The organism is Calidifontibacter indicus, assembly GCF_003386865.1.
GTDB classification, from domain to species: Bacteria; Actinomycetota; Actinomycetes; order Actinomycetales; family Dermatophilaceae; genus Yimella; species Yimella indica.
On record NZ_QTUA01000001.1, the window covers coordinates 1,960,603 to 1,977,508 of the forward strand.

Genomic DNA, 16,906 nt, shown 5'->3' on the forward strand with positions numbered 1-16,906 from the left:
CTACCAGGCGATCGCGAGGGTGGCAGCCGTGACACAGGCGACGGCCACGATCAGGCTCTGCGTGGCGTACGTGCGCAACGGCACCTCCGCGTCGGCCCGCCGGCACCGGTCGCGCCACAGCAGGGTTGCCACCGAACCCCACACGGTCACGATCGGGCCGGTGTTGACCCCGACCAGGACGGCGGCCAGACGGTCCACCGAGCCCGCCACCGGTTCCATCGCGAGGTAGGCGGGCAGGTTGTTGCCGACGTTGGCCAACCCGGCCGACGACGCGGCCAGCCTCAGCAGGTCGACGGCGCCGTCGCCGGTGCCGGCCACCGTCCGCAGCAGGGTGGTGAGCCCGTGCTTTCCGGCGAGGTCGACCAGCACGAACAGCACCACCACCGCGACGACCGTCGCCCATGGAAGCTTGAGATCGCGCAGACCGGCGCGGTCGCGCCAGGCCAGGGCGACCAGCAACACCACGGCCGCGACCGCTGCGGGGTAGACCGGGGTGACGCCCGAGACGAAGAACGGTGCCAGCCCGACGCACACCACCGCCGACAGCACCAGCAGGAACCGGTCGTGCGGTTGAGCCGGCTCCGTCGCGGTGAACTGCCCACGCAGCGTGCGCCGGTGCAGCACCGCGGTCACCAGCACCGTCGCGACGATCGCGGCCAGCGACGGCCGCCACACGAGCTCCAGATAGCCCGGGTGCCCGGGCAGCCGGGAGAAGCGATGGAGGGCAAGCAGATTCGTGAGGTTCGACACCGGGAGCAGCAGCGAGGCGGTGTTCGCGAGCCACACTGTGGTCAGGGCGAAGAGGGTGCGGTCGACATCGGCCCGGCGCGCGATGGCCAGCACGACCGGGGTCAACAGCACCGCGGTCGTGTCGAGGCTCAGCACGATCGTCGACGCGGTCGCGAGCACGACCACCAGCAGCCACAGCCGCAGCACGCTGCCCTTCGCGGCACGCGCCGCCCAGTGGCCGGTCACGTCGAACAGGCCCGCACGGTCGCCGATCTCGGCCACGATCGTCAGCGCGACCAGGAACCCGAGCACGGGGATGACGCGCTCGACGAGGTCAATCACGCTCAGTCACGTCAACCATGCGCGACCACTGCGAGCCGGTGAGCCCGCTGCGGGGTCGTCGGTCATCGGGCGGTCGCCGACAGCACCCAAGGCTTGCCCGCTCGTGCGGGCTCGGCGAGGTCGACGTCGAAGCGCTCGGCGAGCCCGGTGGCAAGACCCTCCGGACGCCGCGGGTCGAGCCCCAGATCGCAGATCGCCCGCGCCACCAGCCCGCGGGTGTGCTTGGCCATGTGGGTCGCCCCCGGCACCTTCACCTGCACCCACGCGTCCGCCTGCGGACCGGTGGGGGTCCACGCCGCGGCGTACGTGCTCGAGCGGCAATCGACGATCAACCCGCGGGCCGCGGCGGCCGCCATCGGCTCGGCGAGCAGCGGCTTCCAGAAGCCGGCGAGCGGTCCGATGCCGGGCAGGTTGACAGCCATCGACAGTCGGTACGGCGGCACCTTGTCCTTCAGGTGCAGCGCGCCGAACAGTGCCGACTGCACGACCAGCCATCGGTTCGCACGGCGCAGCGCAGCGGCGTCCATCGACGGCAGGTCGAGGGCGTCGTACAGCACCCCGGTGTAGAGCGCGCTGACCGGCACCGCGGGCGCGGTGCGCAGTCGGGTGTTGCGGGCGATCTCCTCGACGAGGTTCGGGCTGACCCCGAGCACCGTTGCGGCGTCGTCGGATTCGCTCACCGCAGCGACCGCGTCGAGCACCTTCTCCCGCGCCGGCTCGAGTGCTGGGAACGACAGCGACGCAGAGGCGTAGGCATTGCCGCGCGATCTGGGGGTCTTCGACTCGGAGGGCGGGAGCAGGACGAACACCCGCGAATTCTACGCAGCGGACGTGGGTGCGCCGACCGTCGTCCACGTAGCTCTGCGACGGTGGTCGTCGCGCGTCGACGCGACGTTTCGATGATCGGAAATGTGCCCGCGAAGCCTGTCGGTGTCACCGGCTCTGCCTAAGGTGAGACGCATGGTGAAGCGTGTCATCAAGGTGTCCGGCGAGGTTTCCTCCGACGAGGTCGACGGCGACGGCCTGGCCCCTGCGTTCGCCGCGCTGCGGCAGCGTCTGGAGCTCCCCGAGGCATTCCCCGCCGACGCCGAACAAGAAGCCTCACAAGCCGCTGCGGCCCCTGACCTTCCCGAGCGCGACGAGACCGCGGTGCCGTTCTTCACCATCGACCCCGAGGGTTCGACCGACCTCGACCAGGCGATGTGCCTGGAGCGCTCCGGCGACGGGTATCGCGTACGGTACGCCATCGCCGACGTTCCCGCGTTCGTGCGGCCGGGCGGAGCGCTCGACGCCGAGACGCACCGGCGCGGCCAGACGATCTACCTGCCCGACCAGCGCGTGCCGCTGCACCCGCCGGTGCTGTCCGAGGACGCCGCGTCGCTGTTGGAGGGGCAGGTGCGCCCGGCGTTCGTGTGGGACATGACCCTCGACGCGTCCGGTGACTGCACCGCCTACGAGGTTTACCGCGCAAAGGTGCGCAGCACCAAGCGCCTCGACTACCACTTCGTGCAGGAACAGATCGATTCGGGCAAGGCCGACGAATCGCTGCAGTTGCTGCGGGAGATCGGTGAGAAGCGGATCGAGATGGAGCGGTCACGCGGTGGCGCCGACCTGCCGATGCCCGAGCAGATCGTCAGCAAGACCGACGCCGGGTATGAATTGACGATGCGCCCGCCGGTGCCCGCCGAGGACTGGAACGCGCAGATCTCGCTGATGACCGGCATGGCGGCCGCCGAGATGATGCTGCACAACCAGATCGGCATCCTGCGCACGATGCCCGAGCCCGAACCCGACGCGATCGCCCGGTTCAAGCGAGCCGCGCATGCACTCGGGGCCGACTGGCGGTCAGACCTGACGTACGGCGAATTCCTGCGCACCCTCGATCGCGACAACCCCCGGCACCTCGCGCTGATCTACGAGGCGACCAGCCTGTTCCGTGGCGCCGCGTACACCCCGTTCGACGGCGACATCCCGGAGGTGACCCAACAGGCCGCGGTGGCCGCGCCGTACGCCCACGTGACCGCGCCGCTGCGCCGGTTGGTCGACCGCTACGGCCTGGTGATCTGCGAGGCACTCAGCCGTGACGGCGAGGTGCCCGACTGGGCGCGCGCAGCCCTCGCCACGCTGCCCGAGGAGATGAAGACGTCGGACTCGTTGGCCGGCAAGGCGGAGCGGGCGGCGACCGACATCGTCGAGGCGGCGTTCATGTCGAGCCGCGTGGGCCAGACCTTCGAGGCCGCCGTCGTCGACAAGAACGGCGAGGACGGCCTGTTGGTGCAGCTCGTCGACCACGCGGTCATTGCCTCGGTGCCCGGCACCGCCGAACTCGGGTCGACCGTGCAGGTGAAGGTCGTCTCGGCCGACATCGCCGCCGGGAAGATCGAGCTGGCGCTGGCGTGAACCTCCGCGGTTTGAGCTACGTCGTGCGGCCACTAGACTTCGCTGCGGATGAGCCGACCAGGCGGCCGCGTCGGGAGCTTGCTCCCGCCGAGGAACGTCCGGGCTCCGAAGAGCAGGGTGGTGGCTAACGGCCACCCGGGGTGACCCGCGGGACAGTGCCACAGAAAGCAGACCGCCTGCGCTCGCGCAGGTAAGGGTGAAACGGTGGTGTAAGAGACCACCAGCGCCCCAGGTGACTGGGGCGGCTAGGTAAACCCCACCCGGAGCAAGGCCAGACAGCATGCGCCCGAGGGCTGCTCGCCCGAGCATGCGGGTAGGCCGCTTGAGGCGACCGGCAACGGTCGTCCTAGATGGATGGTCGCCCAACGACAGAACCCGGCGTACCGGTCGGCTCATCCGCCCATCCCACCCGCACCCCCTACGGCTGCAGAGGGTTCGGCAAAGCGGTCGATGGTGTAGCCATGGACGGGCAGGATCGGCGGACGCCTGTATTCCACCGATGCCGGCTCTCGTCCACCGACATCTCAAGCGTGTCCACGGCGCCGGTGGGTCGCGCGCCGAATCGGAAAACCGGCACCGGTCCCAGGCACGCGCAAACGGTGCCGGTGGCCCGAGGCCACCGGCACCGTCCGCCGGATCAGTGGTGTGTCACCACGAGGTCTCGCGCGGCCGTCCTTCGTCGTAGCCGCTGGCGCTCTGCACCCCGACGGTGGCCCGCTCGCGGAACTGCGCGATGTCGCGCGCCCCGGCGTAGGTGAAGCTCGAACGCACTCCGGCGACGATCGAGTCGATGAGGTCCTCGACGCCCGGACGCGCCGGGTCGAGGTACATCTTCGAGGAGGAGATGCCCTCCTCGAACAACGCCGACCGGGCCCGGTCGAACGCCGAGCGGCCCTGGGTGCGGTTGCTCACCGCGCGTGCGGACGCCATGCCGAACGACTCCTTGTAGAAGCGCCCGGACGCGTCGCGGTTGAGGTCGCCGGGGCTTTCCCAGGTGCCCGCGAACCACGAACCGATCATCACCGACGCGGCGCCGGCGGCGAGCGCGAGGGCGACGTCGCGCGGGTACTTGACGCCGCCGTCCGCCCACACGTGGGCACCGAGTTCGGTTGCCGCAGCGGCACATTCGAGCACGGCCGAGAACTGCGGGCGGCCCACGCCGGTCATCATGCGGGTGGTGCACATCGCGCCCGGGCCGACCCCGACCTTGATGATGTCGGCGCCGGCGGTGGCCAGATCGCGGGCGCCGTCGGGGGTCACGACGTTGCCGGCGGCAACCGGCACGCGGACGCCGGTGGCGGCCTCGTGTGCATCGCGCGTGGCCTTCACCACCGACAACGCGTCGATCATCTTGTCCTGGTGGCCGTGTGCGGTGTCGACGACGAGCACGTCGGCGCCCGACTCCAACATCGCCTTCGCCTTGGCGGCGACGTCACCGTTGATACCGATCGCGGTGCCGATGCGCAGACGGCCCTGTGCATCGAGCGCCGGGGAGTAGATCGCGCTGCGCAGTATGCCCTTGCGGGTCAACACTCCCTGGAGCTGACCGTCGGCGACGACCGGAGCGAGCCCGAGGTGCTGCTTGGCCAGGCCGTCGAAGACGCTGTCGAGGTCGGCATCCGGGCCGACCGTGAACAGTTCGGTGCTCATCACGTGCCCGACGGTGGCGAAGCGGTCGACCTTGCGCAGATCGCCGTCGGTGACCACACCGACCGGGTGGCGGTCGGGGTCGACCACGACGGCGGCCTGGTGCGCCCGCTTGCCGAGCAGGGCGAGGGCGGCCGCGACCGGGGCGTCGGCCGAGACGGTGACCGGTGACTCGTAGATCGGGTGCGCGGCCTTGACGTATTCGATGGTCTCGGTGACCGCGTGGATCGGAATGTCCTGGGGGAGCACCGCGATCGCTCCGCGACGGGCCACCGTCTCGGCCATGCGGCGACCGGACACCGCGGTCATGTTCGCCACGACCAACGGGATGGTGGTGCCGACACCGTCGGGGGTGCTGAGGTCGACGTCGAGTCGGCTGGTCACCGACGAACGCGACGGCACCATGAAGACGTCGCTGTACGTGAGGTCGAACGGGGGGAGGTCACCGAGGAGTTTCACGGAAGGCGATTTTACGTCGTTCGTCGGTACACCACGATTCGCCGACATTGCGCCCCGTCGTCCGATCGAGGTGTCCGCTACGTGGTCACTGTGTCCGTGGCGGTTCCACCCTGACGCGACGGCTCGTACGGTGACGCCATGAAGATCACCCATCTCGGCCACGCCTGCCTGCTCGCGGAGTACCCCGACGCGCGCATCCTCATCGACCCGGGCTCGTTCTCGGACGTCAGCGGTGTGAGTGTGGTCGACGCGGTGCTGATCACCCACCAGCACGCCGACCACCTCGACCTCGACAAGCTGCGTGGAGTGCTCGAGCGCAACCCCGACGTCCCTGTGTATGCCGACCCGGGGTCGCTCAAGGTGCTGCGCGAGGCGGGGATCGACGCGCAGGAGAACCAGGCCGGTCAGGCCTTCTCCGTCGGGTCGGTGCGGGTCACGCCGATCGGCCGGATGCACGCCGAGATCCACCCTTACATCGAACGCATCCCGAACCTCGGCGTCACCCTCCAGGCCGACGGCGATCCCACGCTGTTCCACCCCGGCGATGCCCTCGACGGGCAGCCGTTGGAACACATCGACATCCTCGCCGTTCCGGTGAGCGCCCCGTGGGGCGCGGTGAAGGAGACCATCGCGTTCGTGCGCCGCATCGCGCCGTCCGTCGTCGTGCCGATTCACGACGGCACCCTCTCCGAGGTCGGTCGCGGAATGTACCTCAAACACATCGGCGACTTCGGTCTCGACGGGGGAGTGCCGGTGCGCGATCTGCGCGGCGAGCCGGCGACCTCCTTCGACGCCTGAGCGCGATCGCCGACGTCCAACCCGTGATCAATGCGCAGAAATTACCTGAGGCTGCCCTAATATCGACCGGGTGTCGTCGATCACAGTCAAGAAGAAGTGCTGCAAGAGCGACCCGCGGTGCAAGAAGTGTCCGGTTGTGTTGCACCGCTTGACCATGCTCGGACACGCGGAGAAGGTCGGCTCCCGCAAGTACGAGATGCTGTCGAAGCCGAAGAAGAAGGTGGCCAAGTCGGTGCGCGCCCGCTGAGGTGCGGCCCGTTAGCCTGACCGCATGACCTTGCGCGTAACCGAGTGCTCCGATCGAGCCGAATGGGACGACCTCCTCGACCGCACCGGGGGACACCCCCTGCAGTTGTGGGGCTGGGGTGAGCTGAAGTCACGCTACGAGTGGAGCGCCGACCGGCTCGTGGTCGGTGACGGTGACGAGGTTGTCGGCTCGGCGCAGGTGCTGCACCGCAAGCTGCCACAACCGTTCCGCAGCCTGTCCTACATTCCGCGCGGTCCGCAGGTGAGCGACGAGGCGCGCCGTGCCGAGGTGCTCGATGCCCTCGCCGACTGGGTGAAGGCCCACCGCAAGCCGATCGCGCTGTCGATCGAGCCCGACTGGGAGGCCGGCTACTCGCCGATGCCGAAGGGCACCGACGACGAAGCGCTGGCACAGCTGCGCCGCGCTGACGACCCCCAGTGGTTGCGCGACATTGCCGCGCACGGTTTTTCGCCCAGCGACAACACGGGGCTCATCCCGCGCACGCTGGTGGTCGACTGCAGCCAGGACGACGACGCGCTGATGAAGGGTTTCGGGTCGAGCACCCGACAGAACGTCCGCAAGTCGTTCAAGGCCGAGAACGTCCGGTTCGGGCTGGTCGAGACCGAGGCCGACCTCGATCAGGTGCTGGCGATCAACCACGAGACCGCCCGCCGGGCCGAGTTCGCGGTGCACAGCGACGACTACCACCGCGGCATCCGTGACCTCATGGGCGACCGGTCGCAGCTCATCGCGGCGTGGGAGGGCGACCAGGTGGTCGCGTTCGTCTGGCTGGTCGTCTCGGCGACCACCGCGTTCGAGCTGTACGGCGGCGTGAACGAACGCGGCATGAAGCTGCGGCTCAACTACGGCCTGAAGTTCTACGCGATGCAGCACGTGCGGGAGCAGGGCGTCACCCGCTACGACGTCAACGGTCTGCTGAACGACGGCATCAGCGACTTCAAACGACAGTTTGCCAAGCACGAGAACATGCTCATCGGCACCTGGGACCGTCCGCTGTCGCCGCTCTACCCGGCCTTCGCCAAGGCGCTGCCGAAGGTGCGCACGGTGCTGAAGAAGGGTGTGCCGCAGGCGAAGTCGGCGATCAAGGACCCGAAGGGGGCGCTCGCGAAGCTGCGTCGCGAGTGAGCTGACCTGCCGCATGCAAAGAGCGCCGCGAAACCTCGCGGCGCTCTTTGCGTTTTCCAGGTGCCTGCGCGACTACTTGCCCTTCTCGGCTGCCGCGTAGGCGGCCCCGACGATGCCGGCAGCGTTCTCCAGCTTCGCCGGCACGATCGGGGTGCGGATGTCGAGCAGCGGCAAGAACTTCTCGTGCTTCTTCGAGACACCACCACCGACGACGAAGAGGTCGGGCCACAGCAGGTTCTCCAGCGCGGAGTAGTACTTCTGCAGTCGCTTGGCCCACTTCTCCCACGACAGGTCCTTGGCCTCGCGCACGCTGTCGGCGGTGCGGGTCTCGGCGTCGTGGCCATCGACCTCGATGTGCCCGAACTCCGAGTTCGGCACCAGCACACCGTTGTTCAGCAGGGCGCTGCCGATGCCGGTGCCGAGGGTGGTCATCACGACCAGGCCGCTCTGGTCCTTGGCGGCGCCGTAGTGCAACTCGGCGACGCCGGCCGCATCGGCGTCGTTGAGCACGACGACCTGGCGGCCGAGCTTGTCCTCGAGCATCTTGGTCACGTCGGTGTCGATCCAGGACTTGTCGATGTTGGCTGCGGTCTTCACGACGCCGTGCATCACGACGGCCGGCACCGTGATGCCGATCGGCTGGTCCTTGGTCGAGTCGGCGAAGTGCTCGGCGATCTGACCGATGACCTCGATCACAGCGTCCGGGGTGGACGGGTCGGGGGTCTCGATGCGCAGGCGGTCAGCCGCGAACTCGCCCTTGTCGAGGTCGACGGGCGCCCCCTTGATGCCACTGCCGCCCACGTCGATGCCGAGCGGGTAGGTCTTGGCCATGTTCGAATCTCCTTGATCGATAACGAATTCGGTCGTCGGTTGGTGCGTTGCGTGCGCCTGGTCGGCGCGGTCAGGGAAGGGTCAGGATCTCCGGGCCCTCGTCGGTCATCAACACGGTGTGCTCGAACTGCGCGCACCACGACTTGTCCTTGGTGGTCACCGTCCACCCGTCGTCCCACAGATCCCAATCGGCACCGCCGAGCGTGATCATCGGCTCGACGGTGAACGTCATCCCTGGCTCGATCACGTCGTCGTAGGCGGGGGCGGCGTCGTAGTGGGGCACGATGAGGCCGGAGTGGAAGCTGGTGCCGATGCCGTGCCCGGTGTAGTCGCGCACCACCCCGTAGCCGAACCGTGCCGCGTACTTCTCGATGACCCGTCCGACGACGTTGAACTGGCGGCCGGGCATCGCGGCTTTGATGCCGCGCAGCATCGCCTCCTGGGTGCGGTCGACGAGATCCTGCACCTGCGGCGAGACCTCGCCGACGGTGAAGGTGGCGCAGTTGTCGCCGTGCACCCCGCCGATGAAGGCGGTCACGTCGATCTTGACGATGTCGCCCTCCTCGAGCGGCAAGTCGTCGGGGATGCCATGACAGATGACCTCGTTCACGCTGGTGCACAACGATTTCGGGAAGCCGCGGTAGCCGAGGGTCGAGGGGTAGGCGTGGTGGTCCATGAGGAACTCGTGGCCGATGCGGTCGAGTTCGTCGGTGGTGACGCCGGGCTGGACGGCGGCTCCCGCGGCTTGCAGCGCCTGGGCGCCGAGGCGTCCGGCGATGCGCATCTTCTCGATCGTCTCCGCGTCCTTGACCTCCGAGCCGTCGAACTCCTTCGGGGCCGGCCGGTCGACGTACTCGGGCCGGGCGATCGACGCGGGCACCGCGCGCCGAGGGCTGATCGTTCCGGGGACCATCGGACTGCGAAGCGACATAGGGTGCAGCTTAGAACGAGCGGTCAACTGCACACGAAGGAGCGATGATGGCCTACTGGTACAACGTCAACACCGGTCAGATCGAGCAGGACGGCAACACCGACCCCAAGGACAACCTGATGGGTCCGTACCCCACCGAGGACGACGCCCGCGCCGCGATCGAGACCTCGCGCAAGAAGAACGAGCTGTGGGACGAGGAAGACCGGGAGTGGAAGGACGAGTGACGTCCACCCGGTGATGACGTGAGGGCGGTGCGCGCACGCACCGCCCTTACGCATATCCGGCGAACGCCGGCCGGCTATCCGCCGACTATTCCCGCCGCCGCAGGAAGGCGCGTCCGGCGATCGCGAGCAGGAACGCGGTGCCACCGGCGGCCACCGGCACGGTGAATCCGGCGTGCGGGTCGACGTTCTCGATCACCGTGCCGGAGATCGCGGAACCCGCGGCAATGCCGATCATGAGTCCGGTCAGCACGACGCTCATCGCCTCGTTGACCTGAGTGCCCGGAACGAGGCGCTGGGCGAGTTGCATCGAGATGATCAGCGTGGGCGCGGTCGCCGCGCCGGCGAACATCATCACGACCGCGATCGGCACGAGGTGTTCGGCGAGCAGGATCGGAGCCTCGAGCAGGAACATCGCGCCGGTGCCGACCACGAGCAGCGACGGCAGTGACCGCGACGGTTTGCGCCCACCGAACCAGAGTCCGGCGGCCGCGGAGCCGAGCGAGAACACGGCGACGACGAGGCCGGACGCCGACGGGTGGCCCTGGTCCTTCGCGACGGCGATCGCCGTCACTTCGTTCGAACCGAAGATGGCGCCGGTCATGAACAGCACGCAGGCGAGGATGACGATGCCCGGCACCCGCACCGCCAGCGACGTGTCGTGGTGCGCGGCGCCGTCGACCGGCGGCTCCGTGGTGCGCTCCGACAGCAAGACGAGGGTGCCGACGAGGTAGAGCAGCGTTGCAACGACGAGGCCGGCCTCCGGGAACCACAGGGTCGCCAGGCCGATCGCGAGGGCCGGGCCGAGCACGAACGACAGTTCGTCGACGACCTGCTCCAGCGACATCGCGCTGTGCTGTTGGTCGGGTTGGTTCCGCATCCGGTGCGCCCAGCGGGCGCGGGACAGCGTGCCGACGTTGGCGACCACGGTGGCCATCGCGTACGACACGAACAAGGTCCAGCGCGGCCACTGCAGACTCGAGGCGGCCACGAGCACCGCGCACCAGACGGCCGACCACGCCAGCAGGGGGTAGGTGATCCGTCGCTGGCCGTACCGATCGGTGAGCCGACCGGCGATGACAGCGGTCAGCGCGAGCACGACGAGACCGGTCGCCGACACCGCGCCGGCGAGCGCGAACGACCCGGTGCGGGTCGACACCATCGCCACCAGCGACATGCCGAACATCGCGCCGCCGAGCCGTCCGATCGAGGAGCCGGTCATGAACCGGCGGGTGGCGGGATCCTTCAGCAACGGGGTGTACGTCGATAGCACGCCGCCATCCCATCACCCCGGCCGCTCGCGCCGCTAATCAGCCGTGGCAGCGGCTCCAGTGAAAGATCGCTGCTGTCATGGCAACACCGATCTTTCACCGGAGCCGGCCTCGATCGACAGTACCGCCGGCCAGGCCGAGTGTGATGCATCGGATAGCTATAGGATTGGCGGCGAAACCGGCTCTGGTCGTACGGTGAGAGGCGATGACTACCTCAACTCCCGCGCTTGCGGTCACCCAGGCAAATGGTTCCTTCGAGACGATCTCGCTCGAGCGGCGCGACCTGCGCGACGACGACATCCTGATCGACATCAAGTTCGCCGGCATCTGCCACAGCGACATCCACACCGTCCGCCAGGAGTGGGGCGACATCACGTTCCCGATCACTCCCGGTCACGAGATCGCGGGCATTGTTGCCGCGGTCGGTGACGGCGTCACCAAGTACAAGGTGGGCGACCGCGTCGGCGTCGGCTGCATGGTCGACTCCTGCGGCGAGTGCGAGAACTGCAAGAACGACCACGAGCAGTTCTGCACCAAGCCGGCGGTCTTCACCTACAACTCCCTCAACTACGACGGCGAGCGCGCGCAGGGCGGCTACTCCCAGCAGATCGTCGTCACCGAGCGCTTCGCCTGCCGCATCCCCGACAGCCTCGAGCTCGACGTCGCGGCGCCGCTGCTGTGTGCCGGCATCACCACCTATTCGCCGCTGAAGCGGTGGGGTGCGCGGCCGGGCACGAAGGTCGGCATCGTCGGCGTCGGCGGCCTCGGCCACCTCGGCGTGCGCATCGCCTCCGCGATGGGTGCGCAGGTCTACGGCATCTCGCGCTCCATGGCCAAGGCCGAGGACTCCGAGAAGCTCGGTGCGGCCGGCCATATCGCCAGCTCCGACGCCGGAGCGTTCAAGGCCCACGCGCGCAGCTTCGACATCATCCTCAACACGGTGAGCGCCGACCTGCCGATGAACGACTACATGCGACTGCTCAAGCCGTTCGGTGTGATGGTCAACGTGGGTCTGCCCAGCGGTGGCTACGAGCTCTCGCCGCGTTCGTTCGGCGGCAACACCGCGATGGCCGGCTCGATGATCGGCGGCATCGCCGAGACCCAGGAGATGCTCGACTTCTGCGCCGAGCACGGCATCGGAGCGACGATCGAGAAGATCGCTGCGGCCGACGTCGACGCGGCCTACGAGCGGGTCGTGGCCGGTGACGTGCGCTACCGCGTCGTCATCGACACCGCGACGATCGGCGCGAACGCCTGAACGGTTCACCAATGGTGACGGACACAGCCGGCGCGGGTTTCGACCTGCGCCGGCTCGCCGTACCCGCCTACGGTCCGTCTCTGCTGTTCGGGCTCGCCGAGGGGGCGATCCTCCCGGTCGTCACGCTCACCGCGCTCGACCTCGGTGCGAGCGTGCCGGTGGCGGCGCTCATGGTGATGCTGACCTACGTCTCATCATTGATCTGCAACGTGCCGGCGTCGGTCATCACGCACCGGACGGGGGAGCGCAAGGCGATCGTCGGGGCGGCCGTGCTCGGCGCGCTCTCGGGCGTGATCTGTTGGGGCGCAACGCAGTTGTGGCATCTCGTCGTCGGGGTGTTGGTGTTCGGTGCGGCGGCTTCGGTGTTCATGCTCGCCCGCCAGAAGTACCTCACCGAGGCGGTGCCGGTCGCGTACCGCGCCCGCGCGCTCTCGACGCTCGGCGGCGTGATGCGGGTCGGTGTGTTCGCCGGCCCGTTCCTCGGCGCCGCCGCCATTTCGCAATGGGGGCTGCGCTCGGCCTATCTGATCTGCGCCGTCGCGCTGGCTCTCGCCGGCGTGCTCGGCGCGAGCCTGCCCGACCTGGAAGTGACCGAGGCGGTCGCGCACGCGAAGGTGACCGTGCGGGACGTTTTGCACGACCATGCGCGGGTGTTCGCCACCGTCGGCCTCGGCGTCGTCCTGATCTGCGCGGTGCGGGCCTCCCGGCAGGCGGTCATCCCCCTGTGGGCCGAACACCTCGGGCTGAGCGCCGGCCACGCGTCGATCGTCTACGGCATCGCAGGCGGCGTCGACATGCTCGTCTTCTACCCGGCGGGCAAGGTGATGGACGTGCGCGGCCGCCGGTGGGTGACCGTGCCGTCGATGGTGGTGATGGGTCTGTCGCTGCTCGCCATCCCGCTGACGTCCGGGGCGGTCAGCCTCACCGTGGTCTCGTGCATCCTCGGGTTCGGCAACGGCATCGGGGCCGGCATGGTGATGACGCTCGGCGCCGACTACTCACCCGACATCGGCCGCGCGCAGTTCCTCGGCATCTGGCGTGAGCTGTCCGACCTGGGGGCGGTGGGTGGACCGGCGTTGCTCTCCGGTGTCACTGCTGCAGTTGCCCTCGGCCCGGCCATCGCCGCGACCGGTGTCGTCGGGCTGGTGGCCGCCGGAGTGCTCTGGAAGTACGTTCCGGCCAGGCCCGGCGCGCGGACCTGACCGGAACGAGGCTGCTGCGCGTTACTCGGCGAAGGAGTGCTCCGCCGCCGGGAACGTGCCCGACTCGACGTCCTGCTTGTACTCCTGCGCCGCGCGCAGCAGCTCGCCGCGCAGGTCGGCGTAGCGCTTGACGAACCGCGGTGCCTTGCCGCCGCGCAGGCCGGCGAAGTCCTGCCAGACCAGCACCTGGCCGTCGCAGTCGACTCCGGCCCCGATGCCGATCGTCGGGATGCGCAGCGCCTTGGTCACCTCGGCCGCGACCGGCGCGGGCACCATCTCCATCACGATCGAGAACGCGCCGGCGTCCTGCAGCGCGCGCCCGTCGGCGATCATCTTCGCGGCCGCCTCGCCCCGTCCCTGCACCCGGTAGCCACCGAGGTTGTGCTCGCTCTGCGGGGTGAACCCGATGTGCGCCATCACCGGGATGCCGGCGTCGGTCAACGCTTTCACCAACGGCACCATCGGGGCGCCGCCCTCCAGCTTCACGGCGTGCGCACGACCCTCCTTCATCAACCGGACGGCGGAGTCGAACCCCTGCTGGATGCTGCCGCCGTACGTGCCGAACGGCATGTCGGCAACGACCATCGCGTACTTCGCGGCGCCGCTGACCGCGCGTACCAGCGGAATGAATTCGTCGAGGGTCAGCGGCAGGGTCGTCTCGTAACCGAAGACGTTGTTGCCGGCGGAGTCGCCGACCAGCAGCACTGGCACACCGGCTTCGTCGAAGATCTCGGCGGAGTACTGGTCGTACGCGGTCAGCATCGCGAACCGCTCGCCCTTCTGCTTCATCTGCTGCAGGTGGACGGTGCGGGTGCGTCGGCGGGGCGCGGCCGCAGGCGCTGCGGCCTGGTCGGTCGATGTGGCCTGGTCGCTCGATGCGGGACGTCCTCCGCCGTACGGTGCGGGCTCTTCGCTCATGGCCGAAAGGCTAGTCCCGCGCGTGGCCCGCTCGGCCCGGCGGGGGCTCACCCCCTCGAGTGAGACGTTCCAAGACAAACGTAAAGGTTTGTTAAAGAATTGTTCAGGTTTCTTCGTCAGGCGATGATTTGGGGCCAAACTTCCCGGTGACCGGGCTCACCCCGCTGCCCGGCACCCCCTGGAGGAAACGTGAACCGACGCATGCTCGGTGCCCTCGCCGGCACCACCGCTGCACTGACCGCCATCGCCGGTGGCGGTTCGGCGGCAGCAAACCCCGCCACCGGAAAGTCCGTGGCCGCGACGACCGTCGTCGACGCTGCGGCGAAGGCGCGCCCCGACAACCTGCCCGACCCGATGCAGGACGCGCAGGCGCAGCTGCGCGACGCTGCCGTCAAGCAGGTCGTCGCCGGCACGGCCAAGGTCAAGACGATCAACGGCAAGCGCGTCGTCGAGATGAAGGCGCCCAAGGCCGCCAAGAACGGCAAGGCCGCGCAGAAGGGCAAGTACGTCCAGTACGACGTCAACCGCGAGGCCTCGATCTTCACGATCCTGGCCGAGTTCGGTAACCAGACCATGCCGGTGCAGGGCGGCACCGCCGGCCCGCAGGCCGGTCAGATCGCCGAGCCCGACCGCACCAAGGACAACAGCACCTACTGGGAGCCGAAGTTCGACCGCGCGCACTACTTGAACATGATCACCGGCTCGGGCGAGTCGATGAAGTCGTTCTACAAGGCGCAGTCGCAGGGTCGGTTCAACGTCACCGGTGACGTCAGCGACTGGGTCACCGTGCCCTACAACGAGGCTCGCTACGGCCACAACCCGGTCGCGGGTGACGGCACCACCGAGGCCGGAGGCTACTGGAGCTTCATCCGCGACACCCTGACCGCTTGGTACAACGCTCAGAAGGCTGCCGGCAAGACCGACGCGCAGATCAAGACCTACCTTCAGCAGTTCGACAAGTGGGACCGCAACGACTACGACGGCGACGGCAACTTCGACGAGCCCGACGGTTACATCGACCACTTCCAGGCGATCCACGCCGGTGAGGGTGAGGAAGCCGGTGGCGGCGCGCAGGGCGAGGACGCCATCTGGTCGCACCGCTGGGCCGTGCAGTCCGGCACCGGCAGCACCGGTCCGGGCGCGAACAAGGCCGGCGGTGTGCAGATCGGCAACACCGGCATCTGGGTGCGCGACTACACCACCGAGCCGGAGAACGGTGGCCTCGGTGTGTTCACCCACGAGTTCGGCCACGACCTCGGTCTGCCCGACCTCTACGACACCCAGGGCGGCGACAACAGCACCGGCTTCTGGACGCTGATGAGCGGCGGTTCGTGGCTCGGCAACGGCAAGAACGGCATCGGCACGACCCCGGGCTACATGGGCGCGTGGGAGAAGATCTTCCTCGGCTGGGCCGACGTGAAGACCGTGCAGTACGCCAAGGGCACCAGCCAGACCATCACCACCGGTCCGGCCGACCTCGACGACAAGAAGCTCCCGCAGGCTGTCGCAGTCTCCCTGCCAAACAAGAAGGTGGTCACCAACTACAACACGCCGAAGACCGGCACGATGGAGTGGTGGAGCGGTCGTGGTGACGACCTCAGCAACTCGCTCACCCGCGACATCGACCTGACCGGCGCGACCACCGCCTCGGTCTCGGCCGCGATCGCGTACGACATCGAAGAGGGCTACGACTACCTGAACTTCCAGGTGTCGACCGACGGCGGCACCACCTGGACCGACGTCGCAGCGCCGCTCACCGGCAAGAACATGACCTGGACGACCAATTCGGTCGACCTGTCGGCGTACAAGGGGCAGAAGATCAAGTTCCGCTTCAACTACCTGACTGACGGTGGCGTGAACGAGGCCGGTGCCTTCATCGACGACATCGTGACCACGGTGAACGGTGTGGCTTCGGCGCCGGAGGGTGCCGAATCGGCCACCTCCGACTGGACCGCCAAGGGCTTCTCGCGGATCAACGGCACCACCTCGGTGGACGTGGCGCAGTTCTACCTGGCCGAGTACCGCCGGTACTCCGGTTACGACACCGGCCTGAAGACCGGTCCGTACAACTTCGGCTTCGGCAACACCCGTCCTGACTGGGTGGAGTACTTCCCCTATCAGGACGGTCTGCTGATCACCTACAGCGACGGCCAGTACACCGACAACAACACGTCGGTGCACCCCGGCGGTGGCCAGGTGCTGCCGGTCGACGCCAACCCGGCGAACATGAAGTTCTCCGACGGTGTGAAGGTCGGCAACCGCCGTCAGCCGTACGACGCGACCTTCAGCACGCAAAAGCGTGACGCGATCACCCTGCACCGCAACGGTGTTCCGACCACGTTCCCGTCGAAGCCGGGAGTGAGCACGTTCGACGACAGCGACCCGAACCGCTACTACGACCCGACGAACCCGTGGGCGTCGACCAAGGTCGCGGGCTCGGGCACGACGATCACGGTGCAGAACCAGGCGGCCGCCTCGATGAAGCTGGTCATCTCGTTCAAGTGAT

Annotated in this window: 15 protein-coding genes and 1 other RNA gene; 9 read left to right on the forward strand and 7 right to left on the reverse strand. The window is 68.5% G+C overall.

All coding sequences use genetic code 11. The features are described 5' to 3' along the window. Both DFJ65_RS09390 and DFJ65_RS09395 read right to left on the reverse strand, forming a co-directional pair. On the reverse strand, nt 1–1,071 hold the full coding sequence (locus DFJ65_RS09390) for an SLC13 family permease (protein WP_115922802.1): 1,071 nt from the start codon (nt 1,069–1,071) through the stop codon (nt 1–3). A gap of 62 nt (nt 1,072–1,133) precedes the next feature. Continuing rightward, nucleotides 1,134–1,880, reverse strand: coding sequence for a YaaA family protein (locus tag DFJ65_RS09395; protein WP_115922803.1), 747 nt, complete (start codon nt 1,878–1,880; stop codon nt 1,134–1,136). Between the two features lie 151 nt (nt 1,881–2,031). Here DFJ65_RS09395 and DFJ65_RS09400 point away from each other — a divergent pair, with 151 nt between their 5' ends. Together DFJ65_RS09400 and rnpB are read left to right on the forward strand one after the other, a co-directional pair. After that, nucleotides 2,032–3,471 carry an RNB domain-containing ribonuclease gene (locus DFJ65_RS09400; RefSeq protein ID WP_115922804.1) on the forward strand — a complete coding sequence of 480 codons (1,440 nt, stop codon included), beginning with the start codon at nt 2,032–2,034 and terminating at the stop codon, nt 3,469–3,471. 49 nt (nt 3,472–3,520) lie between these two features. Then, nucleotides 3,521–3,870: RNase P RNA component class A (gene rnpB / locus DFJ65_RS09405), an RNA gene on the forward strand. A gap of 249 nt (nt 3,871–4,119) precedes the next feature. Here the strand turns inward: rnpB and DFJ65_RS09410 are convergent. Then, nucleotides 4,120–5,577, reverse strand: a complete 1,458-nt coding sequence (locus tag DFJ65_RS09410) for a GuaB1 family IMP dehydrogenase-related protein (RefSeq protein ID WP_115922805.1) — start codon at nt 5,575–5,577, stop codon at nt 4,120–4,122. 138 nt (nt 5,578–5,715) lie between these two features. On the opposite strand from DFJ65_RS09410, the gene DFJ65_RS09415 reads away from it, so the two are divergent. The 3 genes from DFJ65_RS09415 (at nt 5,716) to DFJ65_RS09420 (ending at nt 7,768) form a co-directional block, all read left to right on the forward strand. Further along, entirely contained in the window at nt 5,716–6,375 is a 660-nt protein-coding gene (locus tag DFJ65_RS09415; protein ID WP_115922806.1) for an MBL fold metallo-hydrolase, read from the forward strand. A gap of 70 nt (nt 6,376–6,445) precedes the next feature. Further along, nucleotides 6,446–6,622, forward strand: coding sequence for a hypothetical protein (locus tag DFJ65_RS17470; RefSeq protein WP_170143935.1), 177 nt, complete (start codon nt 6,446–6,448; stop codon nt 6,620–6,622). Between the two features lie 24 nt (nt 6,623–6,646). Then, a complete protein-coding gene (locus DFJ65_RS09420) occupies nt 6,647–7,768 on the forward strand; it encodes a lipid II:glycine glycyltransferase FemX (RefSeq protein WP_115922807.1) in 1,122 nt (373 codons plus the stop codon). Nucleotides 7,769–7,840: 72 nt separating this feature from the next. Here the strand turns inward: DFJ65_RS09420 and ppgK are convergent, their stop codons facing one another. Continuing rightward, nucleotides 7,841–8,599, reverse strand: coding sequence for a polyphosphate--glucose phosphotransferase (ppgK, locus tag DFJ65_RS09425; RefSeq protein ID WP_115922808.1), 759 nt, complete (start codon nt 8,597–8,599; stop codon nt 7,841–7,843). A gap of 70 nt (nt 8,600–8,669) precedes the next feature. Beyond that, nucleotides 8,670–9,530 (reverse strand): type I methionyl aminopeptidase, encoded by an 861-nt coding sequence (map, locus tag DFJ65_RS09430; protein ID WP_115922809.1) that lies wholly within the window; start codon nt 9,528–9,530, stop codon nt 8,670–8,672. 47 nt (nt 9,531–9,577) lie between these two features. Here map and DFJ65_RS09435 point away from each other — a divergent pair, with 47 nt between their 5' ends. After that, entirely contained in the window at nt 9,578–9,754 is a 177-nt protein-coding gene (locus DFJ65_RS09435) for a methionine aminopeptidase (protein ID WP_115924224.1), read from the forward strand. 85 nt (nt 9,755–9,839) lie between these two features. Here the strand turns inward: DFJ65_RS09435 and DFJ65_RS09440 are convergent, their stop codons facing one another. Next, nucleotides 9,840–11,024 (reverse strand): MFS transporter, encoded by a 1,185-nt coding sequence (locus tag DFJ65_RS09440; protein WP_115922810.1) that lies wholly within the window; start codon nt 11,022–11,024, stop codon nt 9,840–9,842. A gap of 203 nt (nt 11,025–11,227) precedes the next feature. Between DFJ65_RS09440 and DFJ65_RS09445 the strand changes: the two genes are divergently transcribed. Both DFJ65_RS09445 and DFJ65_RS09450 read left to right on the forward strand, forming a co-directional pair. Further along, entirely contained in the window at nt 11,228–12,280 is a 1,053-nt protein-coding gene (locus DFJ65_RS09445) for an NAD(P)-dependent alcohol dehydrogenase (RefSeq protein WP_115922811.1), read from the forward strand. An 11-nt stretch (nt 12,281–12,291) separates the two neighbouring features. Then, nucleotides 12,292–13,482, forward strand: coding sequence for an MFS transporter (locus tag DFJ65_RS09450; protein WP_115922812.1), 1,191 nt, complete (start codon nt 12,292–12,294; stop codon nt 13,480–13,482). Between the two features lie 21 nt (nt 13,483–13,503). On the opposite strand, the gene panB is transcribed toward DFJ65_RS09450, so the two are convergent. Further along, nucleotides 13,504–14,400 (reverse strand): 3-methyl-2-oxobutanoate hydroxymethyltransferase, encoded by an 897-nt coding sequence (gene panB, locus DFJ65_RS09455; protein WP_115922813.1) that lies wholly within the window; start codon nt 14,398–14,400, stop codon nt 13,504–13,506. A gap of 189 nt (nt 14,401–14,589) precedes the next feature. Between panB and DFJ65_RS09460 the strand changes: the two genes are divergently transcribed. Next, nucleotides 14,590–16,905: an immune inhibitor A domain-containing protein gene (locus DFJ65_RS09460; RefSeq protein WP_245950156.1), complete on the forward strand. Its 2,316-nt coding sequence runs from the start codon at nt 14,590–14,592 to the stop codon at nt 16,903–16,905. Nucleotide 16,906 lies beyond the last annotated feature (1 nt).

Excerpts from the sequence above, each read along its gene's own strand:
- DFJ65_RS09400 (WP_115922804.1), top strand. The coding sequence starts at position 2,032 with ATGGTGAAGCGTGTCATCAAGGTGTCCGGCGAGGTTTCCTCCGACGAG.
- DFJ65_RS09415 (WP_115922806.1), top strand. The coding sequence starts at position 5,716 with ATGAAGATCACCCATCTCGGCCACGCCTGCCTGCTCGCGGAGTACCCC.
- DFJ65_RS09420 (WP_115922807.1), top strand. The coding sequence starts at position 6,647 with ATGACCTTGCGCGTAACCGAGTGCTCCGATCGAGCCGAATGGGACGAC.
- ppgK (WP_115922808.1), bottom strand. The coding sequence starts at position 8,599 with ATGGCCAAGACCTACCCGCTCGGCATCGACGTGGGCGGCAGTGGCATC.
- map (WP_115922809.1), bottom strand. The coding sequence starts at position 9,530 with ATGTCGCTTCGCAGTCCGATGGTCCCCGGAACGATCAGCCCTCGGCGC.
- DFJ65_RS09435 (WP_115924224.1), top strand. The coding sequence starts at position 9,578 with ATGGCCTACTGGTACAACGTCAACACCGGTCAGATCGAGCAGGACGGC.
- DFJ65_RS09445 (WP_115922811.1), top strand. The coding sequence starts at position 11,228 with ATGACTACCTCAACTCCCGCGCTTGCGGTCACCCAGGCAAATGGTTCC.
- DFJ65_RS09450 (WP_115922812.1), top strand. The coding sequence starts at position 12,292 with ATGGTGACGGACACAGCCGGCGCGGGTTTCGACCTGCGCCGGCTCGCC.
- panB (WP_115922813.1), bottom strand. The coding sequence starts at position 14,400 with ATGAGCGAAGAGCCCGCACCGTACGGCGGAGGACGTCCCGCATCGAGC.